Here is a 26,219-nt window from a genome sequence, read left to right on the forward strand (position 1 = left end):
GAAAAATGCTAAAATCTGCTGCAAAATGCGTTTGACTATTAATAGGCACTTTTTATTTATGCCTAGTAACGAGATACACTGACCTATGACCGATTCTTCTTTGAGCCCTTGGGCTCGAGTACTTTCTAGTTTAATAACTCGCTTTGGTGAGTTAAAAACCGCGGCAATGTGCTACGCGCTTTTATTAGGCGTGTCGCTTATATTGTCGAGTATGTTTTATTATGTGGCACTGGGTGAGGTTAATTTAGTTGATATTTTAGCTGTGGTATTTTTTACCGCGGTTGTATCTCCCTTTATGATCAGTATTTTACTCAACTCGATTAGACAATTAGATGCCTCATACGCTTATTTAGACAGCGCCACAAAACAAGAAAAGCTGTTAAATCAAACATTAAAAGATAATATCAACCGCCTCAACATTGAAATAGATGAGCGAAAAATGGCTTTTCATGCCAAGCATCGCGCCATTGAAGAGCTTCGCCGCGAAATAGCAGAGCGTAAAAAAACACAACAAGAACTTGCTCAGCAAGGCATGCTCCTTCGCTCTATTGTCGACTCTTCCCCCGATTTATTTTATTACCGAGATAACAACGGCGTGTTTGCCGGCTGTAATAAAATGTTTGAAGAGGTTATGGGCAAAACCAGTGCTGAATTAATTGGTAAAACAGTTGAGCAAATTTTCCCGAGCTACTTTTTAGCAGAAGTACTCAGAACCGATAAACAAGTAGAGCAAACGCATCAAGCGCTGACAATTGATGTTGAATATATGGTTAATGGTGAAAACCGTTGGTTTGAGCTGCGTAAATTACCGTTTATAAACGATCAAGGTGACTACATAGGTTTGCTTGCATTTGGCCGTGATATAACCAGCCGTAAAGAAGCAGCACAAGCGCTTGAAACAGCCTATAAGGATAAAGGTAAGTTTATAGCAACGCTTAGCCATGAGCTGCGAACACCATTAAATGGCATTGTAGGTTTAACCCGAATGCTACTTGATACAGAGCTTAATAAGCAGCAACGCAGTTGGTGTAATACGGTATTTTCGAGCGCTGAAACCTTAGGTAATATTTTTAACGATATTATAGATTTAGATAAAATAGACCGAGAGCAGTTAGATATAGCAACCGACTCTATTAACGTTTCAGACTTTATTAACGATGTAGTGAACTTTGCAGGTTTAATTGCTGAACAAAAAGAGCTTGAATTTTCAATTGAGCGAAATGGCACATTAGATGTTTATGCACTCCTAGACCCAACGCGTTTACGCCAAGTGGTATGGAACTTAATTAATAATGCCGTTAAGTTTACCCAGCATGGCGAGGTAAAACTCACATGTAGCCGAGAAGAGCGTAACGATGGACCGTGGCTTGAACTTAAAATATCAGACACAGGGCAGGGGATCCCAGAGGATCAACTCTCGCGCATATTTGATATGTACTACAAAGCCCCAGATTTAAGCGGTAAAAACGCGATTGGCTCAGGCATTGGTTTAGCCGTAACCAAAGCGTTGGTCAGTGCAATGAAAGGCACTATTTCGGTAACCAGTACAGAAGGCGAAGGCAGCTGCTTTACAGTACACATACCGCTTAGCTTATGTGTAGCGCCTACCGAACAAAGCTATGCAGGTAGAGGTTTATATATTTTACTTGTGGAGGATGTGCCATTAAATGCTGAAATTGCGACTAACCTGTTAGAGCAGCGCGGCCATGAAGTAATTTGGGCCGAAACGGGTGAAGATGCACTCTCGTTTGTAGAAACCGAAGACGAGCTAGATTTAGTACTACTTGATATGCAACTGCCCGATATAAATGGTGATGAGGTGGCAAGACAAATACGTGCCGATAGCCATTTTGATAAACTACCTATCGTTGCGCTTACAGCGAATGTACGTAGCGCCGAAGAAGACTTAGAAGGTATTTCGGTGCAAGGGGCGCTTGCTAAACCCATTAATACAATAAAGCTTGATAAAATGCTGGCTGATTTGTTTGATATTCAACAAAGTGAATCAGACAAACCGCTGCTAACGGTAAGTAAAGAAGCGCTTGAGGGCATTAATGCAGGTGTGCTTGATGTTGAAACCATTGAAGACTTTGTAAACTCTATGGGGCTTGAAGTATTTAAGCGCAGCAGTGGTTTGTTTGAAAAACTAAACCCGCAATATCAGCAAGAGCTGCAAAGCGCGTTAAATGAAAACGACAGGGAAGAGTACAAATCGGTGGCGCATAAGCTTAAAGGTGCTGCGGGCTCTGTAGGATTAAACGACGTACAGTTACATGCTAAAAAGATGGAACACGGTGCGCTTGATGAATCAGATGAAGTACTAAGAGAATGGTTAGATACATTGGCAGATAAAATAAATGAAGGACAAATTGCCCTTCATTCGTTTTTACAATTATTAGAGTAAGCGGTTTACTCTAATTAAGCGTCGATTTTACCAATAAAGCGGTAACCTTCACCATGGATGGTGCTGATTAGCTCAGAAGTAGAATTATCACTTTCGAAGTGCTTACGAATACGACGAATCGTTACATCTACTGTACGGTCATTAGCGCGAAGCTCACGGCCAGTCATATGCTTGATAAGTTGCTCACGGCTAAAAATACGCCCTGGAGAATCAAGCATTAAACGCAACGCTCTGTATTCACCTTTAGGTAAACGCTTAGCATCACCATTTGGTGACGTTAAACAACGGCTGTTTTCGTCAAGTTCCCAACCATTAAATGTAATTACACCGTTGGTTTCTAGCACTGACTCTTCGCCGCCTAGCGCTGTACGGGTAATTAAGTTGCGAGCGCGTATAGTCAATTCACGAGGGTTAAAAGGTTTAGTGATGTAATCATCAGCACCAATTTCTAAACCTAAAATACGGTCTACATCGTTATCACGGCCGGTTAAAAAAATTAAACCGACTTTACGTTTTTGGCGTAATTCACGTGCTAAAATTAGCCCGTTTTTACCCGGTAGGTTGATGTCCATAACTACAAGATTGACGTCATCATTATTTGTAAGCTTGTCATGCATATCATCGCCATCAATGGCTTCAATAACTTTGTAACCTTCAGCTTCAAATAAACTCACGAGGTTTAGTCGAGTTACGTCTTCATCCTCTACGATTAGAATGACTGGCGTTTGCATTATTAATTAACCTTTTTGGAATATTTTATTTACAAAAAATCGAATCTTAACTAAATAATTCGATTACTAGAGATTATAGGATTATACCCAAATGTTAACAAGAAAAAACAAGTTGGATAAAAATAAAACAGTAGGGGTGTTCCAAACTAACCAAAAGGCATTGTGCAAAAACTACTGTTTAATGATATATAACGGATGCAGCTTTTTGAATTATGAAAACGAAGCCATTTCCTTTAATAATTGATACATCCACCAATCGCTTAAAGGTACTAAAAATAATCGCGCAAATTCAAAACGGAATTATATCATTTTATAACCTTTCATCAATGTATGTGATACTGCAAAAGCAATAAAGTTCAGAAATTGTATCGCTGAATTATTAGATCAAGTTAAATAATTAAACATGAAATATCACATGCTCTCTCTATAGGGTCATTAAATGGTAATTCAAGTAAAAAGCGTAAATAAATACTCTTTTTTTAAACACTTTTTATGGAATTGTAATAACAAAGCGTACGCCGGGTTTTGCATCTAGGTCATACAGTATATGCCCACCTAGCGCTTGGGTTACTAAGTTGTACACTAAGTGCATGCCTAAACCACTCGCTCCTTGGCCCCGCTTAGAGGTTACAAATGGGTCAAATATCCTGTTTTTGACATTTTTATCAACGCCTTGGCCGTTATCTGTGTAGATTATTTTTATTTGTGGGCCCGTTATTTCTATATCAAACTTAATTTCGTTATTTTCGCTATTGCTAAAACCATGAATGGCAGAGTTTAAAATAAGCTGTTGGAATATTTGTTGTAGTGGCTCAGATTTACTCTCAATGGTTAAATCACTCGGACAATTGATCACAACGTTAGGCTTTGACTTTATTAACTCTGATTGAATCGACATTAACACATCAGATATTAACCTATGGATGTTTACATGGGTTTTAATCCCGTCATCTTGAATTACAGCTACCTTTTTAAAGTTAGAGATAAGGTCGGCCGCACGATTTAGGTTTCTATAAATTAAATCAAGGTTTTCGATACCTTCGTCAATAAAGCGTTTTAATTGGTTAGAAGTAAGAGACTTATTATCAAAACTAAGCTGAATATCGGCAAGTTTATCGCGCAGCAAGGTTGAGCCAGTAATACCTAGGCCAATTGGGGTGTTAACCTCATGGGCTACGCCGGCTACCATTTGCCCTAATGAGGCCATTTTTTCGTTTTCTACTATTTGTTCTTGGTATTGGTGCATTCGTTCAAGGGTAGAAAGCAGCTCTTGGTTTGCTTCGCGCAGGGCTATTGTTCTTTGGCTTACCTTTTCTTCTAAGCTTTGGTTGAGTTGTTTAATCTCTAGTTTGTCTTTTTCATGACGTTCTATTTGCTTACGGGTGCGAGTAAGCATGATATTTAAGCTGTTTGATAGGGCTGTAACCTCTTTTACGCTGGTGCTTGGTGCGCGTACGTCATAGTTATGATTTTTTGATACGTCTTGTAGCAATACACTTAAGTGTTCAATAGGGTTAGCGATACTTTTTTGTGTTTTTATCGCTATAAAGTACACAAAAAACAAAATAAACAGGGTAAGGAAAATATCTATAATAATTTTTTGTTTTATAAATTCATCTAGGCTTTCTAAACTACCACGCATGTAAACGTAACCCACCACCTGCTCGTTATTAAGCACAGGTGTTATTAGCTCAATGTAGTTGTTGGTCGCTCTTGGCTCGTTAAGCTCTTTAATGCTGTCAACGCGCAGCGGAACAGGTGGGGTTTTTTTAGCATTAAAGCTAATAAAAAATACAGGTTTACTCGATGTTTTCTCTATTGCGTAAATATGAATGTTTTTAACAAGGGGGATTTTATCAAACGACTTTAGGCGTTTTTCTTCTGTTTTTCTGTCGTCTTTTACCAATGAATCTGCGGCATCAAAAGCAACAATATCGGAAAGGATCACGAGCTTGTTTATGATTAGTTCCTTTTGTTCTTTTACACTCATATAAGTGGAAATTGAAACCGATAAAGTTAAACAAATAGCAGTGATAAGCATGATGGTGTTGATCAGCGCTTTTCGAATACTTTTTTGATGTACTTTTTTTGGCATTATTGCTGCATCGCCTAAGCATGAATATTTATATTTAGAACTTTAGTTTAGCAAAAACCATAGAAAGTGAAGGGAAATAGTGAAATTAATTCTGATATTTATTCGAAAGTTAGGCTAAGTATTAATTACACTTAGCCTAACTAAGTATAATTAGTTAGCTACTGTAAACGGCAAATTTGTTATTTTTGTACACAGTGTGGAAGCTACCAAACTGCGCCTCTAAAATTGGCGGGTATTTTAAAAAGCTATTAGCCACTATGCTTAGCTTTCCTACCTTGGTTAAGTGCTGCTTAGCATTTGATAAAAATGCTTCTGCAATTGTGTAGTCGGTCGCTATGCCAGTATGAAAAGGCGGGTTACTAACTATTAAATCAAACTTGCCGCTAATACTTTTTAAGCCATCACTTAAAATAGTGCCGCCTTTAATATTATTAAGCTTTAATGTTTGCTCAGTAGCATAAGTTGCAAGTGCGCTCACATCGCTGCAAGTAAAAATCAGTGCTGGGTTTTTAATACCTAAAAAAGTGGCTATTAAGCCCGCGCCACAGCCAAAATCCAGTACATTACCTTGTTTAGTGGTAGGGGCATTTTCTAGCAACATTTTTGTGCCAGCATCTAAAGCGCCGTGGTTAAATACTCCCGGAACACTGATAGCATCAAACTCTACTCCTGCTACATTTACTCTAAACGTTTTATGGTAGCGGCTAATCTCAAAGGTTGGGTTGTTCTCTAGTTGCTCAAATGAGAACAAAATACAATGCTTAGCAGAGTCAATTTTATTACTGTACTGCGCTTTGCCCACGAGCTGTTTTTCTATCGACTTAACGCCACTTTTATTTTCGCCTACCACAAGTAGCTGTGCTTTTTCGTTAATCACGGCGCGAATGTTATCAAGTGCCATTAATACTTCAGGCTTTGATTTTGGGTAGTAAAGAATGACTAAATCGTAATCGTTGGCGGCCATTTCATGGTTAACACACACGTTTATGCCATTTATTTTTTTAGCAAATTCCCCATTAGCATGGTTATAACTAAATGCGGTGATGGCACTTTGAGGATTTAGCTGCTTTAGCTCTGCTAAAAAGCCATCTTGAACAAAGTTGACCACCAAGATAGATCTTCCCACTAGTTCTTCGCTATTACGAAGTAACAGTAAACTTGGGTTGGTTAATACGCTCATAAATGGCTTTGCCTTACAAATTATTGATTAGTAAATTGGTGTAATTATTTTGTGCGCTCAAACATTAAGTCCCACACGCCATGACCTAAACGGTGGCCGCGCTGTTCAAACTTAGTTAGCGGGCGCGAATCAGGGCGAGGTACGTAGTCATTGGTAGATGACTGATTTTTATAGCCTGGCGCTGCTTGCATAACTTCTAGCATGTGCTCGGCGTAGTTTTCCCAGTCAGTAGCCATATGAAAAACACCGCCAATTTTTAATTTGCTACGCAGTTTTTCAGCAAATTCTGTTTGCACTATACGGCGTTTATGATGACGCTTTTTATGCCATGGGTCAGGGAAGAATAACTGCAGCGTTGTTAAGCTTTCATCTGCAAGGCAGTCAGCGAGTACTTCTACCGCATCGTGTTCAAATACACGTAAATTAGTAACACCGGCTTCATCTGCATCCATTAAACATGCGCCAACGCCTGGGCGATGTACTTCAATACCAATAAAGTTTAGGTGCGGTGCATTTTTTGCCATTTCAACTAATGACTTGCCCATACCAAAACCAATTTCTAATACTACATCATTGTTATTGCCAAATACTTGGGCTAAGCCGAGTAGGCCGTTTTTGTGCTCAAGCCCCATAGTTGGCCAGCATTTTTCAATTGCGGCAGCTTGGCCTTTAGTTAAGCGGCCTTCGCGTTTTACAAAACTGCGAATTGTGCGGATATACTTACCTTCTTGCTTAGCTTGCTCAAGGTTGTTGTTACTTGATTCACTCATATTATTGGCCTGACAAAAACAATGTGTTTAAAAATGGTTGCGTATTATCCCTGACCACGCAGCTAATCACAAGTATTAGCGTGTTATAGCGCCTTCATAGCTTGATCTTTTTATTAACTGCAATAGACTGAGCCGCTATTGAGCATGAGTAAAAGTAGTATATGTTGGATTTAAATAAACAGCAGTCAGACAAATTTGCTAACCAAGTAGTTCAGTGGTATCACCTTCATGGGCGTAAAACACTGCCTTGGCAACTAGGTAAAACACCTTATAAAGTGTGGGTGTCAGAAGTAATGTTACAGCAAACGCAAGTTGTTACGGTTATTCCATACTTTGAAAAGTTTATGGCAAGCTTCCCAGATATCATTGCTTTAGCAAATGCAGATGAAGATTTAGTGCTGCATCATTGGACTGGCTTAGGTTACTACGCACGGGCACGTAACTTACATAAAACGGCCAAAATAGTGCGAGATAAATACCAAGGTAAATTTCCAACTACACTCGAAGAAGTCATGGATTTACCCGGAATAGGGCGCTCTACGGCAGGTGCGGTATTATCGCTGTCGCTTGGCCAGCACCACCCTATTTTAGATGGTAATGTTAAGCGAGTGCTTACCCGTTATTTTATGGTTGAAGGGTGGTATGGAGTAAAAAAAGTAGAAAACCAACTTTGGCATTTGTCTACCCAGTTAACCCCTAAAAACAATGTGACTGAGTTTAACCAAGCCATGATGGACTTGGGCGCCAGCCTTTGCTCTCGCAGTCGCTTTGATTGCCAAGCGTGCCCACTTAATAGCGATTGCGGTGCGTTTAATGCCGGTAAAGTAAAAGAGTTTCCTCATTCTAAACCTAAAAAAGCGGTGCCTAAAAAGAGTTGTCACCAATTAATTATTCAGCATGACGAGAAAGTTTTAATGGAAAAACGCCCAAGTAGCGGTATTTGGGGCGGTCTGTTTGGCTTTTTTGAGTTTAACGAATACAGCGAAATGCTGTTATTTTTAAATCAGCAAGGCTTAAAAACCGAGCTGGAAGAGTTAACGCCTTTTACTCATGTGTTTTCGCACTTTGAGCTGACAATAAATCCACATGTGCTTAATATTAATAACGTACCGGATGTAGTAAACGATAAACAACTTGTGTGGTACCCACTCGATCAATCTATAGAGGTGGGTTTAGCCGCACCGACTAAAAAGTTGGTTAAACAAATGAGCCCAATAGGTTAAACTATTAGCATTTAGCGCTTAAGAGAGTCAATTATGGCACGTACAGTATTTTGTCAAAAGTTACAAAAAGAAGCCGAAGGGCTTGGATTTCAGTTATACCCTGGTGAACTAGGCGAGAAAATTTTTAATAATATTTCTAAAGAAGCATGGGGCCAGTGGCAGCATAAGCAAACTATGCTAATTAACGAAAAGCATTTAAATATGATGGACCCAGAGCACCGTACGTTTTTAGAAGAGCAAATGGTTGGCTTTTTGTTTGAAGACAAAGACGTAGAAATTGAAGGTTATCGACCTCCTGAAAAGTAATTTTTAGGCATAAAAAAAGGGCTGTATAGCCCTTTTTTTATAGCTATATTTTATAGCGTTTCTTCATCAGTATTCGCTGAGCGCACTTGCTCTTTTAAAAACTGCGCAGCTTTAGAGTATTCAATTTCAAGGGTATCTCTTTGCGCTATTAGCTCATCAGTATCAAGCTCGGCATTTCGACACTTCTCTTCAAACTCTTCTGAACATTGCGCAACGGCCTCTGCACCAATAGTTTTAGAGATAGCCTTTAGCTGATGACAAGCACTGCTTATCTCGTCTCTGTCATTAACCATAACGCCGGAATTAATACTTTTAATTAGGCTTTGGCTTTGCTCTAAAAACATTTTGAAAAAGCGTAATTGTTTGGCTTCGTCGCCGTTTACATAAGTAGATACTGCGTCCATATTAATAGGCATGGCAGGCTTTTGATGAATGACAACAGTTTGGTCTTTATTATGCTTATCATACCAACGCTTTAAGGTATCTTCTAAGGCATTAAGCTCTATAGGCTTTGTAATAAAGTCATTAATACCTACCGCCAAGCAACGCTCTTTTTCACCTTTGAGCGCATTGGCAGTAACCGCAATAATATAAGGCTGAGCGTCTATAGAGTCTAACAACTCGGCTTCATCACGAATTTTTTCAACCATATCGTAACCTGACATTTTTGGCATATGTAAGTCGGTTAATATGAGCGAGTAATTGTTTTGACGCCACATATCTAAACCTTCTTCACCGTTATTTGCCACTTCAACGCCATAGCCAAGTATATGCAGTTGGTCGGTTAAAACTTGCTGGTTTAGTAGGTTATCTTCTACTAATAAAATGAGTTTATTTGCATCGCGTGCTTGTTCAACATTTAAATAATTGTTGAGAGTTTTTGTTTTTTTAATTTGTTTAGGTTGATGCAAGCCTGCTGCTACCAATATCGACATCATAAAGTTAGATTTACACAGCGGTGAGGCATTAATATAAAATACATTTTTATGGTTTATAGCGGCTTCATCAAGCTTACTTAATACCACCACTTGTTGATTATTATCTTCAAGTGAGTAAATAAGACGACGCAGTAAAGAGTTAACTTTTTCCATATCATCTATGCCATCGACAACCCAGATAATGTCGTGCTGCTCTTGTTGAGCTTCTATTTCTTGCTGGTTGTGCACGTAGGTAATTTTAGCGCCCATAAACGATAAATAGCGGTACATTGCTTTTTCGCGCTCTAAATGATTGCTCACTACCACTACATGTTTGCCATTGAGCGCATTTTTATGTGCGTACTTAATTTTTCCTGAGGTACCAAATGGAAGCTCAACGGTAAATTCGCTACCAATGCCTGCATGGCTAGTTACATTAATAGTACCGAGCATAAGCTCGGTTAAACTTTTACAAATAGAAAGCCCTAAACCAGTGCCGCCGTATTCACGGGTAATTGAGTTTTCGGCTTGCACAAACGGGTTAAATATTTCTCGCAGTTGCGCTTGGGTCATGCCCTTGCCGTTATCGGTTACGCAAAAACGCAGCGTAAAATGATCTGCCGTATTATGGGCCACTTCTACCGATATTTTTACGTGCCCTTGGCGTTTATCATCAGTACTGGTGAACTTAATTGCATTACTACAAAGGTTATACAGTACTTGGCGAACCCGTATTGTATCGCCAGTTAAATTAGTTGGAATATCTGGCGCAATAGAAAGCTCTAAATCTAATTTGCGCTTTTTAGCAACAGATGAAAGCACGCGAGCAACCTCTTCAATCGTATCAGTAACTGAAAAAGGCGTAGGGTCAATATTTAGCTTACCCGCTTCAATTTTAGAGAAGTCTAAAATATCATCCAAAATACTTAATAGTGAAAACGCTGACTCACGGATAATAGTACTTAAACGATGCTGCGCGCCATCAAGCTCTGTTTGTCTTAATAAATCTATAGTGCCAATAACGCCGTTCATAGGGGTGCGAATTTCATGGCTCATAGTGGCTAAAAAGGTCGTTTTAGTTTCGCTAGCGCGTTGTGCTTTTAATGTCGCTTGCTCTAATGCAATTGTTCTTTGTTGTACTTCGCTCTCAAGGCCTGTTTGTAATTTTTGAAGTTCTTTTTGCGCAGCCTCTTTTTCAGACATTACTGAGTTAACTTTATCTAGCAGCAAGTTAATGTTTTTAGCTACACCAGATAAGCCTAGGTCTAGTTTTTCACTTACTTTACTGTCGTAATTGCCATTTTCGGTAATCGCTTGAAGTTCTTCATTTAATAAATGACTACTTTTACGCAAGCGAGTATTTATATAGGTATTAAATAGTAGGGCTAATGCAAATAAGGCAAACACGCTTACAATTGCAATAATATAGGCTATTACTTGCGAGTCTTGCTGCGTTAAAGGCGGTGCTGGTAACTGCTGTTTTATTATTAGCTCACCAATAGGCTGGTCGTTCAAAAGCAATATATGGTGCAATATACCTTGCTCAGTTAAATGCTCATCTACTTTTCTGGACTCGATAGCGGGTTTAGTGCTGCTATATACAAGTTGGGTTTCTGAGGTGGCATTAAAGCGATAGAGCGTATATTCAAACTCATCATCTAATACTGAGGTAAGTTCAAGTAGCTGGCGAACCTTGCCTTGCCCATACATAGTAAGTGCATCTACCATTGGTAAATCAAGTTGTTGTGCTAGCTGCGTAATACTTACTTTTTGTTTGGCTGCTGGTGCAGGTTGTGTGTTTTGCGAATAAAACGCAAAGGCAACAATAGCAAGCGCTGTTACTGCAATATTAATAATTAAAAAAAACGGCAGTAAGCCTTTTACCGGCGAAGAGAGTTTACTCTGCATTGATTGTTCCCATTGGTATTTGTCTGTACGATAAGCCTTAACGCATTATCAATGTGATCGTATCATTTACATCAAATAATACACTACGTTTTTAGTCTGGTTTAATTGGTTAAATTAAGGTTTTTCGTAAGTTTTTGTTGGATAAATAAACATTAGTATATAAAAATACGCTTTGTTGTGTAAAAACCGTTCAAACAGTTGTAAAGAGTAAAAAAAAAAGTTGACTTGTAAGGGCAAAACTCGTTTAATACGCCGCACGCCCAGATGGCTCAGTCAATAGCGCTGAGTGGGAATTGCATTAAAAATCCTTTATGGTTTTTAATTAGCACTGTTAAAGTGCCTCGATAGCTCAGTTGGTAGAGCAGAGGATTGAAAATCCTCGTGTCCCTGGTTCGATTCCGGGTCGAGGCACCACTATTAAAGTAGTGGTGTTTAATCAATAGTTTAAACGTTATTACGCGTGCCTTAGCACACAGTTTAGTGTGCCGACTTAGCTCAGCTGGTAGAGCAACTGACTTGTAATCAGTAGGTCAACCGTTCGACTCGGTTAGTCGGCACCATTTATTTTAGTAATTTGAAAAGAACATTGTAATCAGTAGTCTGTTCAAGTTACCCGTCGACTCGGTTAGTCGGCACCATTTAATTGCACAGTTTTTGTGCCTCGATAGCTCAGTTGGTAGAGCAGAGGATTGAAAATCCTCGTGTCCCTGGTTCGATTCCGGGTCGAGGCACCATTTACTTTAAGTTCTCAATCTTTAAAATTGAACGTGCCTTAGCACATAGTTTAGTGTGCCGACTTAGCTCAGCTGGTAGAGCAACTGACTTGTAATCAGTAGGTCAACCGTTCGACTCGGTTAGTCGGCACCATTTATTTTAGTAATTTGAAAAGAGCACTGTAATCAGTAGTCTGTTTAAGTTACCCGTCGACTCGGTTAGTCGGCACCATTTATTTTAAATTAAATGTTTTAAACATTTAATTGCACTGTTTAAGTGCCTCGATAGCTCAGTTGGTAGAGCAGAGGATTGAAAATCCTCGTGTCCCTGGTTCGATTCCGGGTCGAGGCACCATTTATATTAAAGCCCTGCATACACATGCAGGGCTTTTTTTTGCTTAAAATTTATTATGGACAAAACAGTCCATATTAATTGGGTATATCCTCTCTTTTTCTCCCTTGTTTGCATGCGCATAATTACCTCATCAAAAGGTTAGGTGCTGTTATTACTCACTCCATTTACTCACTCAATATGATTGATTTAAGTAATAAAGTGCAGGGTACCTTTAGCCTTAATAATGCCAATCCGCAGTAATACTTAATCATTTTGCGGGGCTAAACGTGTCGCTACCGGCGTTAAAAATTCTTATTTAGAACAACTAAATAACGGCTTTTTTGCCTAGCTATCAACATGTTTTTCAAGCCTCAAAATAGATCACTTAATTAAGCGTATTGGTATAAGTAATTTAAAGCTGGAGCTAATTATGATCACGCAAATTGTTAAGTTTGATATTAAAGACGAGCACATCGCACAATTTAAAGCGCTACTAGAAGAAGACAAGCAAGGCGCTAAAGCCGAAACAGGTCTTATAGAGATGCGTTTATATCAGGATAAAAACGAGCCAGGCGTCTTTTTTGCTTATGAGCGTTTTGAAGATCAAAATGCAGTTGATTACCATGGCGCACAAGATTACACACAAACGTTATTAAATGCGCTGCCTGAAATCAGCCAATCGGCGCCACAGGTCATGTTATTAGAAAATACAGTGCCAGCTCCGCTGCATGAGCGTTATACAAAAGTTGTTAACCCTGAAGATGATATATGTATTGTGTTTTTTATTTTTAAGATTAAGCCAAGTTTTAAAAATAAAGTCATTGAGCGTTTCGCAACTCATGTAACGCAAACGCGCAGCCAGGAGCCTGGTAGCTTAGTGTTTGATTTATATAGTATTGAAAATAACGACGATACATTAGTTGTTTATGAACATTGGCGCAGTGAATCTGCGTTGTGGGATATTCACTTTAAACAGCCGTACGCAGTAAAAACAAGCGAATTATTAGCGCAAGCAGTTGTTGGCGATATGCAGCAATATATGAGCTTCGTTAAAGAAATTTAAAGGTTTGTGTTTAACAACATTACTTATCCCATTTAGCAAATAGTGTATTACACGCTATTTGCTTTTTTGTATAAATACCCTCCAAATTCCCTGCCGGTTTTTATAATAACTGACTATTATGTTAATTCATCGCAACGTATGTAATGTTATGTAAAGTAAGTTGAGCAAAATTTGCCAAAGTGCTTGAATTACATTCATAAATGGCAGTAATTTAGGTTAACTATGATTTGGCAAACTAAGCCAACTTTATTGGCTCTTAGCTTGGTATTGTTGAGCGGTTGTGCGGGTACGCTAAACCCTCAGCAGCGCGAGCAAGCACCCAGCGACATTGCAGCGACATGGCAACATGGTTTAGCACAAAATGCACTTGCAGTAGATCAGCAATGGCTGCAAACCTTAGAAAACCCTTACATTGAAAATCTTGTTAATAAGGCACTTAATAATAATCAGGCCTTGTTGCAAAGTGCCTACGATGTACAAATACAAAAGCAGCAATTAGTAATTTCAGGCTCTGCGCTTTGGCCCGATCTTGATTTATCTGCGCAAACTAGGCGCAGTAAAGACAATAGACCTGTAAGTTATGATAATGCCAGCTCTGTCACTTTAGAGCTAAGCTATGAAGTAGATGTGTGGGGTAAGTTATCTGATGCTAAACGCCAAGCCAACCTAAACTACTTAGCGCAACAAGCTAGTTTTGAGCAAGCTAAGCAGCAATTGGTGGCCGATGTTGTCACCGGCTGGTTTGATTTAGTAACCGCCCAGCAGTTACTCGATTTATATAAACGCCGAGAAGAAAACGCACAGCAAAACTTAGATATTATTGAATCAGGCTACCGCCAAGGTATTAATGAAGCACTCGATGTATATTTAGCCCGTAATGAGCTTAATAACGAGCGTACTCGTATTGCTAATCAACAAGCCACGCTTGTAAGCGCGTCGCGTTCTTTAGAGCGCTTATTAGGCGGCTACCCCAAAGGCGATATATCAGCAGAGATTGAACTGCCTGTTTTTCTTTCGCCAATTAATACCGGTATTCCCTCTGAGCTAATTACACGCAAGCCTCAATTGCGCGCAAGCTGGTACCAGTTATTAGCAAGCGATGCAGGCCTAGCCTATGCACATAAACAGCGTTTCCCTAGTTTAAATTTATCAGCAAGCGTGAGTGATAGCACCGATAGAGTGAGCGATTTATTCTCGCCATCAAGCTTAGCGTGGTCTTTATTAGGCAGTATTTCTGCGCCAATATTCAATGGTGGCCAGCTAAAAGCAAATGAAGAAATAGCACGCTTAAATGCACAAAAACAAGAACAAGCATATTTAGATACCTTGTACGATGTATTCAGTGATGTTGAAAACGCAATTACTCAGCAGCAATCCTTGCAAGCCAGTTATAAAAGCACGTTAGAGGCACAAGAAAACGCCCTTGCAGCAGAGCAACTGTCGTTTGAGCAGTACCAAAGCGGCTTAGTAACTTACACTACTGTGCTTGATGCCCAGTCGCGCTCTTTTGATGCGCAAAGCTCACTCATTGAAACAAAAAACCAGCTAATTGCTAACCGAATAAACCTATACGTTGCCCTTGGCGGCGATTTTAACGCCCCAACAAGCGAACCTAAGAGCAATAACGATGAAAACTAAATCAGCAAAACTTTTAATCCCAGCCGTAGTGGTGGTGGCCACCATTTTAATTGTTATGTTTATTAAGGGTAATCCACCTGAAGCAAAACGTTTTGGCTCACCTCCTAAAGCCACGGTGAGCGTATCGGTAAAAAAGATTGAGCCACAAGATTACTTAATTTTTATTGATAGCTATGGCACGGTAAAGCCGCGTACTCAAAGTTTGTTAGTTGCTCAAGCATCTGGGCAAATTAATAAAGTAAGTGATGATTTTAGAGAGGGCGGTTTTTTTGAAAAAGGCGATGTACTGCTACAGCTTGACGATAGAGATCATCAGGCTGAGGTTAAATCGGCGCAGGCAGCATTACTTACTGCAGAGCAAAGTTTGTTAGAAGAAAAAGCCCGCGGCCAACAAGCAATTACTGATTGGAAGCGTTTAGGTGGCTCATCGCAAGCGAGCAGCTTAGTACTTCGCGAGCCCCAACTAGCGGCTGCACAAGCACAAGTACTTTCAGCACAAGCCGCACTTGAAAAAGCACAGCTTGATTTAGAGCGCACCCAAATTACTGCGCCTTACGCTGGGCGTGTGCTTAGTCGTAATGTAGACCTTGGCCAAGTGGTAAGCGAAAACACAGAACTTGCAACTATTTATGCCATAGACAGCGTTGAAGTGCGCTTACCAATTAAAAATAAGGACCTCTCGTATATTAGTTTGCCAGAGCAATACAGAGATGGCAGTAAAAACCAAGCCGGCTCACTCGTTAAGTTTAAATCTGACTTAGTGGGCGAGCAAACATGGCAAGGGCAAATAATACGCACTGAAGGCGCTATCGATGAAGGCGCACAGCAATTGTATATTGTTGCGCAAATAAATGACCCTTACAAAGCCACGGCTAATAACCAATACCCAATTAAAATTGGGCAATACATTACTGCGCAAATTAGCGGTAAAACAGTGCCTGATGCGTTAATAATCCCTAATAGTACTATTTACCAAGGCAGCTACGTGTATGTGGTTGAAGAGGGGCTGCTAAAGCGTAAAAATATTACGCTTGCATGGCAAAATGCTACACAAGCTATGGTAAAAACAGGCCTCAAGGCAGGCGATAAGTTAGTAATTACACCGCTTGGGCAAGTAAGTTCAGGCACAGCAGTAAGCATTTTAGGCGAAACCGATACGCAAAATATGCGAGCAAAAGGCCCAAATGGCGCAGGCAAAGGTAAGCGTCCATCGCGTGAGCAGCTAGAAAAAAAAGCGCAAGAAATGGGAATTAGTGTTGAAGAGCTAATACAAAAACGCCGCGCTGCACAAGGAGATAAGCCATGATCGCTTGGTTTACAAAAAACCATGTAGCAGCCAATTTATTGCTTATTACGTTACTGCTATCGGGTTTATTTAGTTTATCGAGTCAAATACCGCTTGAGGTGTTTCCATCGTTTGAAACAGATCGCATAAGTGTAAGCGTTACTTTGCGCGGCTCAACCCCTGAGGATGTAGAGCAAGGGGTTACCATTCGAATAGAAGAAGCCGTTCAAGATTTAGAAGGTATAGAGCAAATTTCTAGCCGCTCATCAGAGGGCTCTGCGTCGGTAACCATAGAAGTAGAAAGTGGCTACGACCCGCGCGAGTTATTAGCCGATATAAAAAGCCGTGTAGATGCTATAAACACTTTTCCGGCCGATGCTGAAAAGCCTATTGTGGCGCTTGCCGAGCGAAGACGCGAAGTAATAGCTGTTACCGTAGCGAGCGATTACGGTGAAAAAGAAACCTTAGAATACGCCGAGCAAGTACGCGACGATATTTTACGCCTTCCTAATGTAACGCAGGTTGAACTAAGTGGTGTACGCGATTACGAGCTCGCCATAGAAGTAAGCCAAGATACACTTCGCCAATACAATTTAACCCTTGCGCAAATATCTACCGCTGTGGCTAAGTCGAGCTCTGATATTTCGGCTGGTAATTTAAAAACAGAAGGGGGCGATGTACTTATAAGCTCAAAAGGGCAAGCTTACCGAAAAGATGAATTTGCAAACATTGTAGTTAAAAATCAAAGCGACGGTACAGTAATACGCTTAGGTGATATAGCAAACATTAATGATGACTTTGAAGAGACCCCAGTACGTACACGCTTTAATGGTAAACAAGCCGCCTTTATAGATGTATACCGCATAGGGCCGCAAAGTGCGATAGATGTCGCAGATGATGTAAAAAACTACATAGAGTCCAAGCAAAGCTCGTTACCACAAGGTTTTGAATTAAGTTACTGGGATGACGACTCTCAAGTTGTAAAAAGCCGTATTGCTACGCTAACCAGCAGCGCCCTTCAAGGGGGCATTTTAGTATTGGCTTTGCTCACTCTATTTTTACGCCCAGCCATCGCATTTTGGGTGTTTATTGGTATTCCTGTTTCGTTTATGGGTGCATTTATTGCGATGCCTATTTTTGGTGTAACCCTTAATATTATGAGCTTATTTGGCTTTATTTTAGTACTGGGTATTGTGGTGGATGACGCCATAGTAACGGGGGAGAACGTTTATACTCATTTAAAAACCGCAGAGTCGGGCGAACAAGCTGCCATTTTAGGCACGCAAGAAGTTGCAACACCAGTTACCTTTGGGGTACTAACAACCGTAGCGGCCTTTTTACCTTTAGCGTTTATTGAAGGCGCACGGGGCGCCTTGTTTGCACAAATTCCGGTGGTGGTTATTCCGGTATTACTGTTCTCATTAATTGAGTCTAAGTTTGTGCTGCCAGCTCATTTAAAGTACATAAAACTACGTAATCAAAAAACAAAATCATCAAAGCTTGAAGTACTTCAGCAGCGTTTTGCAGACGGATTTGAAAGCGCTATTTTAAAATACTATCAGCCTATTTTAGCTAAAGCATTGCGCTATAAATTAGCGACGGTGAGTTTATTTGTTGGCGTGTTTTTTATAATTTTAACTTTAATAACCAGTGGTTGGACTAAGTTTGTATTTTTTCCGCGTATCCCAAGCGAAACCGTACGAGTAACATTAACCTTGCCAACAGGCACGCCGTTTGAAGTTACCAATAAGTATGTAATGGATATGTCGCAAAAAGCGCAGTTATTGCAAGACAAATACCGCGATGAAGATACCGGCGAAAGCGTTATATTAAATATTTTAGCCTCAACCGGCGGACGTGGTGGCGTGTCTAACTCAGGCAGTGTGCGCTTTGAAATAACTCCTGCAGAGAGCCGCGACTCAGACATTGGCTCACGTGAGCTGGTAAGTGAGTGGCGCGATTTAATAGGGATTATTCCTGGCGCCGAAAGCGTAACCTTTAGGGCCGAAATAGGACGCAGCTCAGACCCTATAGATGTGCAGCTAAGTGGTACATCGCTCGATACGTTACAAAAAATTGCCGAAAGCGTTAAAGCGCGCTTAAGTACTTACCCAACCGTATTTGATATTGCTGATAGCATGTCTGATGGTAAAGAAGAGTTGCAAATAGAGCTTACCGAGCAAGGCTTTGCTTTGGGCTTAAACCGAGTTGATGTAGCAAACCAAGTACGTAACTCGTTTTTTGGCTCGCAGGTGCAGCGTATTCAGCGCGGGCGTGACGACGTGCGCGTTATGGTACGCCTACCTATTGAAGAGCGCCGCTCTGTAGCCGACTTACAAAATATACTTATTACTACGCCTACGGGCGGCTCGGTGCCACTTTCGCATGTAGCCACATTAATTGCAGGGCAAAGCCCATCTACGATTAACCGAATAGACCGCTACCGCACACTTAACGTGACTGCCGACATAGAAAAAAGCAATACCAACATGACCGCGCTGCAAGCCGACCTAACTGAGTATTTAGATGAATTAATGCAGCAATACCCAGGTGTTGATTACAAGCTAGAAGGTGAAGCTAAAGAGCAAAGAGAGTCGTTTGGCTCGCTCGCTTGGGCATTGTTATTTGTATTTTTTATTATTTACTCACTATTAGCGATACCGCTTAAATCGTACATGCAGCCAATTATTGTAATGAGCGTTATTCCGTTTGGCATGATAGGCGCTGTAATAGGGCACTGGGTTATGGGGATGGAGTTAACCATTATGAGCTTACTTGGTATGTTGGCACTTATTGGGGTGGTGGTTAACGATTCACTTGTGTTGGTTGACTTTATTAATAAAAAACGCAGTGAAGGCGGCAAGATTATTGATGCGGTTAAACTTGCAGGGGCTGCACGTTTTCGCCCAGTAATGCTAACAAGTTTAACCACCTTTATTGGTTTAATGCCGCTACTATTTGAAAAGGCGACACAAGCACAGTTTTTAATTCCAATGGCAGTAAGCCTTGGCTTTGGTATTGTGTTTGCTACGTTTATTACGCTTATATTAGTGCCAGTAAACTATATGCTGATGGAGCGTTTTCAAAGCTGGTTTAGATAAATAACGAAATGTGTTCTAGGACTAAGCTGTGGTTGATTAATATCAATTGCAGCTTTTTTTTGCTAAAAATTTATAGAGTAATAAGCGGTATTAAAAACAGGAAAGTAGCAAAAAGATAGGTAAGAAAAGTGTTCCCCAAGCGTGCGGTGTCCGGCGTCAGTCCTGAAACCAGAAGGTTTCAGGGCGGAAAGCTGCGGTCTACCGTAGGCTTCTCGGTACATGCCGAGCTTGCACAATAGTAGACGAACAGAAATCCTGGTATAAAATTTATCGGCTCAGGGACTTAACCAAACTCCGGCACCCCAGGGAACAAGTTCAGTATATAAGACATAATCCATTCCTTAAACCCCAAACGTAAAAAATTGAACCGTTCGAGCAGTTTTTGCCCGCTGGTAACTCGCTATTTACTTATCATGCTACTTTTTGAGCAGGATCATACAATTAATTGGAGTTGCTTTTTATCGAGTGGTAGCATTGCCTTAACTAGCAAAGCGAAGATATAAACATGAGCGACTTACCAGATTACCAAAAAGCCCAGCTGCTTTTAGAAAAAAACGAAATTTTTGTCTCACCGGCAGAAGCGCACGGCGTAATTAGCGGATTACTAGCCTGTGGTTTAAGTATTGATGACAAAGAATACTTAGGCTTATTAAGCGACGTGTTTAATGATGGCCAAGCGTTTAGCAACGACCTAAAGCAGTTTTTTGGCACCATTTATAAGCAAGTGGTAGCAAGTTTTAACGATGAAGCTTTTGCGTTCGATTTATTTTTACCAAGCGATGATGAAACACTCATCGATCAAGCCAATGGCCTCGTATCATGGGTTGCAGGGTTTATGCTTGGATTTGGTTTAAAGCAAAAAGATTACGGTAAGTTATCGGCAGATGTAAAAGAAGTTATTAGCGATTTTAGCGAAATTACACGCTTAGATACCATGTTTGACGAAACCGAAGAAGACAGCCAAGCCCTGCATGAAGTGATTGAATATGTACGTGTATCGGCATTGCTTTGTTTTGCCGAGCTTGGCAAAGAAAAAGCACCTAAAAAAACACTACATTAATCTAAATAAAACGGGTTGTTAAAGCATGGTTGAAATACAAAAGTCAGAATTTAAAGCACGCCGTGAGCGTTTACTTGCGAAAATGGATGCAAATAGTGTGGCCATTATTCCTGCGGCCAGTGAAGTAACTCGTAGCCGCGATACGGAATATGCATTTAGACAAGACAGCGACTTTTTTTACTTAACCGGCTTTAACGAACCCGATGCCGTTTTAGTGCTGTGCAATAACAGCGATACGCCAAGTACGTTATTTTGTCTTGATAAAGATAAACTGGCCGAAATTTGGCACGGCCGCAGAATTGGCTTCGAAAAAGCTAAAAATGAGTACTTATTCGACGAAACTTACGCATTAAGTGAGCTAACTGAACAATTATTAGATTTGGTTAACGGTCAGCAGATTTTATTTTATGCACAAGGCGCTTACCCAAGTTTTGATACCAAAGTATTTACCTTGTTAAACACACTTCGCAGCGCGCCTAAAAAAGGCTATCAGGCACCGAGCACTATAAAAGATGTGCGTGGTCTTATTCACGAAATGCGCTTGTTTAAATCGCCAAGCGAAGTAAACATTATGCGTGAAGGCTGCGAAATAAGTGCCCGTGGGCATATGCGCGCAATGCGTTATTCGCACCCTGGTGCTACAGAGTTTCAGCTAGAGGCAGAGCTGCATCATCATTATGCAATGAACGGAGCCCCGCATCCTGCGTACGGCACCATTGTTGGTAGTGGCGATAACGCTAATATTTTGCACTACACGCAAAATAGCGATGTGCTAAAAGATGGCGACCTAGTATTAATTGACTCAGGGTGTGAGTTACAAGGTTACGCTGCCGATATCACGCGTACTTTTCCGGTTAATGGCAAGTTTAGCGAACCTCAAGCCGCGCTTTATAACATTGTACTTAAAGCGCAAGAAGTGGCTTTTGAAGAAGTTAAACCCGGCGGGTTTATGTCGCATGCCAATAAACGTGCAATGGAAGTAATGACTCAAGGATTACTTGATTTAGGTATTTTAACCGGCGACTTTGATGAGCTAATGGCAAAAGGTGCCTGTAAAGAATATTACATGCACGGTCTTGGCCACTGGTTAGGCCTTGATGTTCACGATGTAGGCGATTACAAACAAAACAACGTTGAGCGCGCATTTGAGCCAGGCATGGTGTTAACCATAGAGCCTGGGCTTTATATTAGTGAAGATTCAAATGCACCGCAGCAATATAAAGGCATTGGTATTCGTATCGAAGATAATTTACTTATTACTGAGTCAGGGCATGAAAACCTCACCCTGAGTGTGCCTAAAACCATAAACGATATAGAAGCACTTATGCAAAGTGCAAAAAGCGCATAAGCTTGGAGAAATAAAGTGGCTAAGCAGTTTGATGTCGTTGTTATTGGGGGCGGTCTTGCAGGGGCAAGTTGTGCGCTAAGCATTGCTAAAACAAACCCTTCACTCGCTATTGCGGTAGTAGAAGCAAACCAAGTAACAGGCGATTACCACCCAAGTTTTGACGACAGAAGTATTGCCCTTGCACAGCAGTCGGTTGAGTATTTACAGCAGTTAAATTTATTTGAGCCAAGTGCGCCATATACAGCAGCAATAAAAAAAGTAAGCGTGTCGGATCGTGGTCACTTTGGTAAAGCGCATATTAGTTGCGACGAGTTTGCTAAACCGTCATTAGGCTACGTGGTTGAGGTAAACCCGTTTGGCCGCGCACTGTATCAGCGTTTAACGCAAGCGAGTATTGCACTTTATTGCCCCGATAGCGTAAGCGCTATCAAGCAAAGCCTAAACAGTAATGAGGTTACTTTACAAAGCGGCGAGCAACTTAATACTAAGCTACTGGTTATTGCCGATGGTGCGCAATCTCCAACCCGTAACTTACTGGGTTTAGGCTTTAATACTCAGCCCTATGAGCAAGGCGCTATTATAGCCAATGTTGAAGTAGCAGGCGGGCATAACAACCATGCGTATGAGCGCTTTACCGAGCACGGCCCGATGGCACTTTTACCAATGAGCAATAGCCGTTATTCGTTAGTGTGGTGCATGAAGCAACAGCACGTTGAGCAGCATACAGCCTTAAACGAAAATGATTTTTTAAACGCGCTGCAAAGTGCATTTGGTTATCGGGCAGGGCAATTTACAAAAGTGGGCACACGCACAAGCTACCCGCTAGTATATGGCCAAGCTGAATCATTAACAGCGCATCGTACGGTAGTCATTGGTAACGCTGCTCATGCTATTCACCCCATTGCAGGGCAGGGCTTTAATTTAGGCCTGCGTGATGTACAAGTACTTAGTAATTTAATTGCAACAAGTAAAAACGAGTTAGGCAGTTATGCGTTTACCCGTGAGTATTCACTAAAGCGTAGCAGCGATATAAATACCGTAATGAGTTTAACCGATGCATTGGTTAGGCTTTTTTCAAACTCGTCACGGGTATTAGCGCTTGGGCGCAGCATTGGGCTTTTCTCAATGGATTTATTTCCCGCATTAAAAGCACCCTTGGCCAAGCAGCTAATGGGGCAAGTTAAACAAGGTACACGTTTATGAAGCAAGCACAGGTTTGTATAGTGGGTGGTGGCTGCGTAGGCTTAACCCTCGCGTTAGGACTCGCTAAAGCCAATGTAAGTGTTGTGGTGCTAGACGCCGCGCCAAAGCAATTACCGCCAAGTGATGAATACGCCTTGCGGGTAAGTGCGCTGAGTATTGCAAGCCAAAACCTGTTTGAGCAATTAAACGTATGGCCACACATAATGGCAGAGCGAGCGTGTGCATATACGCATATGGACGTACGCGATGCCGACAGCTTTGGTAAAATAACCTTTAATAATGAGCAACTTGAGCTTGAACACTTAGGCCATATAGTTGAAAACGATATTATTCGTTTTGCACTTATAAAAGAGCTAGAGCAACAACCAAGTGCCACGTTGATGTTTGATACTGAGTATCAACAAATACACCAAAGTGAGTCTGATGTATTTATAACCCTTAAAAGCGGTGAGCCTATTATTGCTAAGCTGCTGGTGGCGGCCGATGGCGCAAATTCGGCTATTCGTAAACAATTTAATATGGCGCTAAGCTTTAAAGATTACGACCATCATGCACTGGTTGCTACGGTTAAAACCAAAGAGCCACACGCAAACACCGCACGCCAAGTGTTTTTACCAACTGGACCACTGGCTTTTTTACCCCTTAGCGATGACAACACCCATTCTATTGTGTGGTCTACCAGCCCTAATCATTGCGATGAATTGCTAGCAATGGACGACACTACTTTTAATAAAGCTGTAATGGCAGCCATAGATGGCCAATGCGGGCTGTGTGAAGTGCAAAGTAAACGCGCAGCATTTCCACTTAAAATGCGCTACGCCCAGCAATGGGTAAGCGGTAAAGTGGTATTAATGGGCGATGCAGCCCACACCATTCACCCACTTGCAGGGCTTGGTATGAATCTTGGCCTAAAAGACGCCGCGTATTTAATTGAGCTACTGACAAGTGATAGTAAAGAGTTTGCGAGTACCCGCACACTTCGCGATTACGAGCGCACCCGCAAGCTCGACGCGCAAAAGCACATAGCCATGATGCAAGGGCTTAAAGAGTTATTTGAAGGTGCCAACCCGGTTAAAAAGCTGATACGTGGAGTCGGGCTGTCACTCGTTGATAACCTAGGTCCAATAAAACACCTATTCGCCAAAGAAGCGATAGGCAAATAACGTAGGTTGGGTTGAGCGAAGCGAAACCCAACAGATAAAGTAAAGTGGTTAGTTTTTAGCTTTCAGCTGTTAACTTCCAGCAAAGAAAAACCGATGTTTAGGTTAAACATCGGTTTTTTGTTTTTAAGTGGCTTTAAACAGATTAAAAACTGTGCTTTTCACGCGAGCAAGCTCAGCGTCTACATGCAAAGTTTAACACTGAGCTTAATTTTACCTGTAGGCGTTTAGCTTGCTGACGCGACGAGCATAGCTCGTAATTACTATCGTTAGTTAAAAAGCGCTTTGCGTTAAATTAGTTACAAATTGGCTTGCGCTTCATTCACCATATCTTGTAGTGCATCAATTAACAGTGGGTCGCGCGAGTTTTGTTTAGCAAGTTTTAGTGCATGCTTCATGCTAGTAACAGCCTCTTTAAATTGTTTGTCAGCCGTGTAGCCTTGCGACAATCGCATGTGGGAGTAAGCAGCATTAGGGTAATCACGAGTAAAGTGTTTAAGTGTCGTTATCGCTTTTTTAGTGTTACCAAACTTTTGCTGGCTGTGGGAAAACTCTACGTACACATCTTGTGGAATTTTAAGCTCAAATCCGTACTTATCGCTCAGTGCTTGGTAGTAACCTGAAATAAGCGATACATCGGCAAATTTTCCGTGCTCGTCAGTCACTTTAAAAATTAGGTCACTAAATAAGTGAATTAGGCTATCGCTAAGGGCTGGCAGTATAGTGCCCATATGAGTAAAAGTAGGGTAATGCTTATATTCCCATTTTAGCTGTGTGGGCATTTGTTGTTCTAAATTTACTAACGTATTTAATGCGCCTGTATAAAAACGTGCGCCTTCACTCGCTACACTTATAAATAACTCTTGAGTGCCTTTAGGGTTTTTAGTGTATTTAACAATATTATTTTTTAACTCTTCATCACTCCACCAACTATTTGGGCTTATAGCTATGTAGCTGTTAAATAATTCAGGCTGATTAACTAAAGTGTAAAGCGCTAATGTACCAGCATTAGAGTGACCAATTAAGGTGTTGTAGCCGTTAGTTGAGTAATTGCTATTTATGTAGGGCATGAGCTCGTCAGACACAAACTTTAAAAAATTGTCGGTTTGTCCAGCATCGGGCCATTTATTTTTTACAAAGGTTTGAAACTCAGTTTTCGGCTCACCATCTACTTTAGGTAAGTAATCACGCACGCGGTTTGTTGTATCAATACCAACTAGCATGGCATTAGGTATTTGTTCGTAATCAACTAAGGATTTTATAACACCTGACGCCGTATGAAAGTGCTCAACACCATCTAGTAAATAAATAATATAAAGCGGCTGATCGTCTTTTACAGTGTCAGGTATGAAAATTCTGATAGGCCTGTCTTCGTTAAGTATTTTTGATTGTAAAATGACTTTTTTACCAACGGTTATTTCGGTTGTAGCAGTGTCTGCGTGGCTTAAAAAAGAGGTACTAAAAGCAAATGCAAATACAAGTGATAGTAAGAGCTTCATAAATATCCTTATTAAATAATGTGTTGCTTAATAATTGCACGGCTTTAGGTTTGAGTAAATGTTTATATTTTAGGCGCAAATGGAGAGGGTAAGTAATTAAAAGCTGCGCTTTTTACGCAAGCAAGCTTTGCGTTTACACACAAACCCAACGCACTTATCGTAATTCTGCTTGTTGATGTAAAGCGAATGCATATTAATATGACCCTGATAGCTGATAGCTGATAGCTGATAGCTGATAGCTGATAGCTGATAGCTGATAGCTGATAGCTGATAGCTGATAG

17 protein-coding genes, 5 tRNA genes and 1 other RNA gene are annotated in these 26,219 nt (G+C 40.8%); 16 read left to right on the forward strand and 7 right to left on the reverse strand.

Annotated features, from left to right (window positions below; all coding sequences use genetic code 11):
* Window positions 1-85 precede the first annotated feature (85 nt).
* Window positions 86-2,404, forward strand: a complete 2,319-nt coding sequence (gene arcB, locus MSC25_RS15045; RefSeq protein WP_248443863.1) for an aerobic respiration two-component sensor histidine kinase ArcB — start codon at window positions 86-88, stop codon at window positions 2,402-2,404.
* A gap of 14 nt (window positions 2,405-2,418) precedes the next feature.
* On the opposite strand, the gene arcA is transcribed toward arcB, so the two are convergent.
* From arcA to trmB, 4 genes are all read right to left on the reverse strand, one after another.
* A complete protein-coding gene (gene arcA, locus MSC25_RS15050) occupies window positions 2,419-3,135 on the reverse strand; it encodes a two-component system response regulator ArcA (RefSeq protein ID WP_004587530.1) in 717 nt (238 codons plus the stop codon).
* A 490-nt stretch (window positions 3,136-3,625) separates the two neighbouring features.
* Window positions 3,626-5,230 carry a HAMP domain-containing sensor histidine kinase gene (locus MSC25_RS15055; protein ID WP_029772454.1) on the reverse strand — a complete coding sequence of 535 codons (1,605 nt, stop codon included), beginning with the start codon at window positions 5,228-5,230 and terminating at the stop codon, window positions 3,626-3,628.
* A 154-nt stretch (window positions 5,231-5,384) separates the two neighbouring features.
* Window positions 5,385-6,410 (reverse strand): methyltransferase, encoded by a 1,026-nt coding sequence (locus MSC25_RS15060; RefSeq protein ID WP_248443864.1) that lies wholly within the window; start codon window positions 6,408-6,410, stop codon window positions 5,385-5,387.
* A 44-nt stretch (window positions 6,411-6,454) separates the two neighbouring features.
* Entirely contained in the window at window positions 6,455-7,180 is a 726-nt protein-coding gene (trmB, locus tag MSC25_RS15065) for a tRNA (guanosine(46)-N7)-methyltransferase TrmB (protein ID WP_248443865.1), read from the reverse strand.
* Window positions 7,181-7,341: 161 nt separating this feature from the next.
* On the opposite strand from trmB, the gene mutY reads away from it, so the two are divergent.
* The gene (mutY, locus tag MSC25_RS15070; RefSeq protein ID WP_248443866.1) at window positions 7,342-8,403 is read left to right on the forward strand and encodes an A/G-specific adenine glycosylase; all 1,062 of its coding nucleotides are present in this window, start codon (window positions 7,342-7,344) and stop codon (window positions 8,401-8,403) included.
* 33 nt (window positions 8,404-8,436) lie between these two features.
* Window positions 8,437-8,709: an oxidative damage protection protein gene (locus tag MSC25_RS15075; RefSeq protein ID WP_004587535.1), complete on the forward strand. Its 273-nt coding sequence runs from the start codon at window positions 8,437-8,439 to the stop codon at window positions 8,707-8,709.
* A gap of 50 nt (window positions 8,710-8,759) precedes the next feature.
* Here MSC25_RS15075 and MSC25_RS15080 read toward each other — a convergent pair whose 3' ends face one another.
* A complete protein-coding gene (locus MSC25_RS15080) occupies window positions 8,760-11,534 on the reverse strand; it encodes a hybrid sensor histidine kinase/response regulator (protein ID WP_248443867.1) in 2,775 nt (924 codons plus the stop codon).
* Between the two features lie 338 nt (window positions 11,535-11,872).
* Between MSC25_RS15080 and MSC25_RS15085 the strand changes: the two genes are divergently transcribed.
* From MSC25_RS15085 to MSC25_RS15125, 9 genes are all read left to right on the forward strand, one after another.
* Window positions 11,873-11,948, forward strand: a tRNA-Phe gene (locus tag MSC25_RS15085).
* Window positions 11,949-12,018: 70 nt separating this feature from the next.
* Window positions 12,019-12,094, forward strand: a tRNA-Thr gene (locus tag MSC25_RS15090).
* Window positions 12,095-12,192: 98 nt separating this feature from the next.
* A tRNA-Phe gene (locus tag MSC25_RS15095) sits at window positions 12,193-12,268 on the forward strand.
* A gap of 57 nt (window positions 12,269-12,325) precedes the next feature.
* Window positions 12,326-12,401, forward strand: a tRNA-Thr gene (locus tag MSC25_RS15100).
* Between the two features lie 125 nt (window positions 12,402-12,526).
* Window positions 12,527-12,602 (forward strand) — tRNA-Phe (locus MSC25_RS15105).
* Window positions 12,603-13,011: 409 nt separating this feature from the next.
* Window positions 13,012-13,644 (forward strand): antibiotic biosynthesis monooxygenase, encoded by a 633-nt coding sequence (locus tag MSC25_RS15110; RefSeq protein WP_248443868.1) that lies wholly within the window; start codon window positions 13,012-13,014, stop codon window positions 13,642-13,644.
* A 222-nt stretch (window positions 13,645-13,866) separates the two neighbouring features.
* On the forward strand, window positions 13,867-15,282 hold the full coding sequence (locus MSC25_RS15115; protein ID WP_248443869.1) for a TolC family protein: 1,416 nt from the start codon (window positions 13,867-13,869) through the stop codon (window positions 15,280-15,282).
* Entirely contained in the window at window positions 15,272-16,588 is a 1,317-nt protein-coding gene (locus MSC25_RS15120) for an efflux RND transporter periplasmic adaptor subunit (RefSeq protein ID WP_248443870.1), read from the forward strand. Before MSC25_RS15115 ends, MSC25_RS15120 begins: the two co-directional genes overlap by 11 nt.
* A complete protein-coding gene (locus MSC25_RS15125) occupies window positions 16,585-19,668 on the forward strand; it encodes an efflux RND transporter permease subunit (RefSeq protein ID WP_248443871.1) in 3,084 nt (1,027 codons plus the stop codon). The genes MSC25_RS15120 and MSC25_RS15125 overlap by 4 nt, the downstream gene beginning before the upstream one ends.
* 128 nt (window positions 19,669-19,796) lie before the next feature.
* Here the strand turns inward: MSC25_RS15125 and ssrS are convergent.
* A non-coding RNA gene (ssrS, locus tag MSC25_RS15130) (6S RNA) lies at window positions 19,797-19,980 on the reverse strand.
* 193 nt (window positions 19,981-20,173) lie between these two features.
* On the opposite strand from ssrS, the gene MSC25_RS15135 reads away from it, so the two are divergent.
* From MSC25_RS15135 to MSC25_RS15150, 4 genes are read left to right on the forward strand one after another with little or no spacing between them, the layout of a single operon-like run.
* Window positions 20,174-20,728, forward strand: a complete 555-nt coding sequence (locus MSC25_RS15135; RefSeq protein ID WP_004589599.1) for a UPF0149 family protein — start codon at window positions 20,174-20,176, stop codon at window positions 20,726-20,728.
* A 25-nt stretch (window positions 20,729-20,753) separates the two neighbouring features.
* Window positions 20,754-22,076 (forward strand): Xaa-Pro aminopeptidase, encoded by a 1,323-nt coding sequence (gene pepP / locus MSC25_RS15140; protein ID WP_004589600.1) that lies wholly within the window; start codon window positions 20,754-20,756, stop codon window positions 22,074-22,076.
* A 15-nt stretch (window positions 22,077-22,091) separates the two neighbouring features.
* Complete coding sequence (gene ubiH / locus MSC25_RS15145) at window positions 22,092-23,279, forward strand: 2-octaprenyl-6-methoxyphenyl hydroxylase (protein WP_248443872.1); 1,188 nt, start codon at window positions 22,092-22,094, stop codon at window positions 23,277-23,279.
* Entirely contained in the window at window positions 23,276-24,442 is a 1,167-nt protein-coding gene (locus MSC25_RS15150; RefSeq protein ID WP_248443873.1) for an FAD-dependent monooxygenase, read from the forward strand. The genes ubiH and MSC25_RS15150 overlap by 4 nt, the downstream gene beginning before the upstream one ends.
* Window positions 24,443-24,738: 296 nt before the next feature.
* Here the strand turns inward: MSC25_RS15150 and MSC25_RS15155 are convergent, their stop codons facing one another.
* On the reverse strand, window positions 24,739-25,938 hold the full coding sequence (locus MSC25_RS15155) for an alpha/beta hydrolase-fold protein (protein WP_248443874.1): 1,200 nt from the start codon (window positions 25,936-25,938) through the stop codon (window positions 24,739-24,741).
* Between the last annotated feature and the right edge of the window lie 281 nt (window positions 25,939-26,219).

The organism is Pseudoalteromonas sp. 1CM17D, assembly GCF_023161805.1.
In the GTDB taxonomy this organism is placed as follows: Bacteria; Pseudomonadota; Gammaproteobacteria; order Enterobacterales; family Alteromonadaceae; genus Pseudoalteromonas; species Pseudoalteromonas atlantica.

Coding starts and splice junctions, on each gene's coding strand:
- arcB (WP_248443863.1), top strand. CDS start 86: ATGACCGATTCTTCTTTGAGCCCTTGGGCTCGAGTACTTTCTAGTTTA.
- MSC25_RS15150 (WP_248443873.1), top strand. CDS start 23,276: ATGAAGCAAGCACAGGTTTGTATAGTGGGTGGTGGCTGCGTAGGCTTA.
- trmB (WP_248443865.1), bottom strand. CDS start 7,180: ATGAGTGAATCAAGTAACAACAACCTTGAGCAAGCTAAGCAAGAAGGT.
- MSC25_RS15055 (WP_029772454.1), bottom strand. CDS start 5,230: ATGCCAAAAAAAGTACATCAAAAAAGTATTCGAAAAGCGCTGATCAAC.
- MSC25_RS15125 (WP_248443871.1), top strand. CDS start 16,585: ATGATCGCTTGGTTTACAAAAAACCATGTAGCAGCCAATTTATTGCTT.
- mutY (WP_248443866.1), top strand. CDS start 7,342: ATGTTGGATTTAAATAAACAGCAGTCAGACAAATTTGCTAACCAAGTA.
- MSC25_RS15115 (WP_248443869.1), top strand. CDS start 13,867: ATGATTTGGCAAACTAAGCCAACTTTATTGGCTCTTAGCTTGGTATTG.
- MSC25_RS15120 (WP_248443870.1), top strand. CDS start 15,272: ATGAAAACTAAATCAGCAAAACTTTTAATCCCAGCCGTAGTGGTGGTG.
- MSC25_RS15135 (WP_004589599.1), top strand. CDS start 20,174: ATGAGCGACTTACCAGATTACCAAAAAGCCCAGCTGCTTTTAGAAAAA.
- MSC25_RS15080 (WP_248443867.1), bottom strand. CDS start 11,534: ATGCAGAGTAAACTCTCTTCGCCGGTAAAAGGCTTACTGCCGTTTTTT.
- pepP (WP_004589600.1), top strand. CDS start 20,754: ATGGTTGAAATACAAAAGTCAGAATTTAAAGCACGCCGTGAGCGTTTA.
- arcA (WP_004587530.1), bottom strand. CDS start 3,135: ATGCAAACGCCAGTCATTCTAATCGTAGAGGATGAAGACGTAACTCGA.
- MSC25_RS15075 (WP_004587535.1), top strand. CDS start 8,437: ATGGCACGTACAGTATTTTGTCAAAAGTTACAAAAAGAAGCCGAAGGG.
- MSC25_RS15110 (WP_248443868.1), top strand. CDS start 13,012: ATGATCACGCAAATTGTTAAGTTTGATATTAAAGACGAGCACATCGCA.
- MSC25_RS15060 (WP_248443864.1), bottom strand. CDS start 6,410: ATGAGCGTATTAACCAACCCAAGTTTACTGTTACTTCGTAATAGCGAA.
- MSC25_RS15155 (WP_248443874.1), bottom strand. CDS start 25,938: ATGAAGCTCTTACTATCACTTGTATTTGCATTTGCTTTTAGTACCTCT.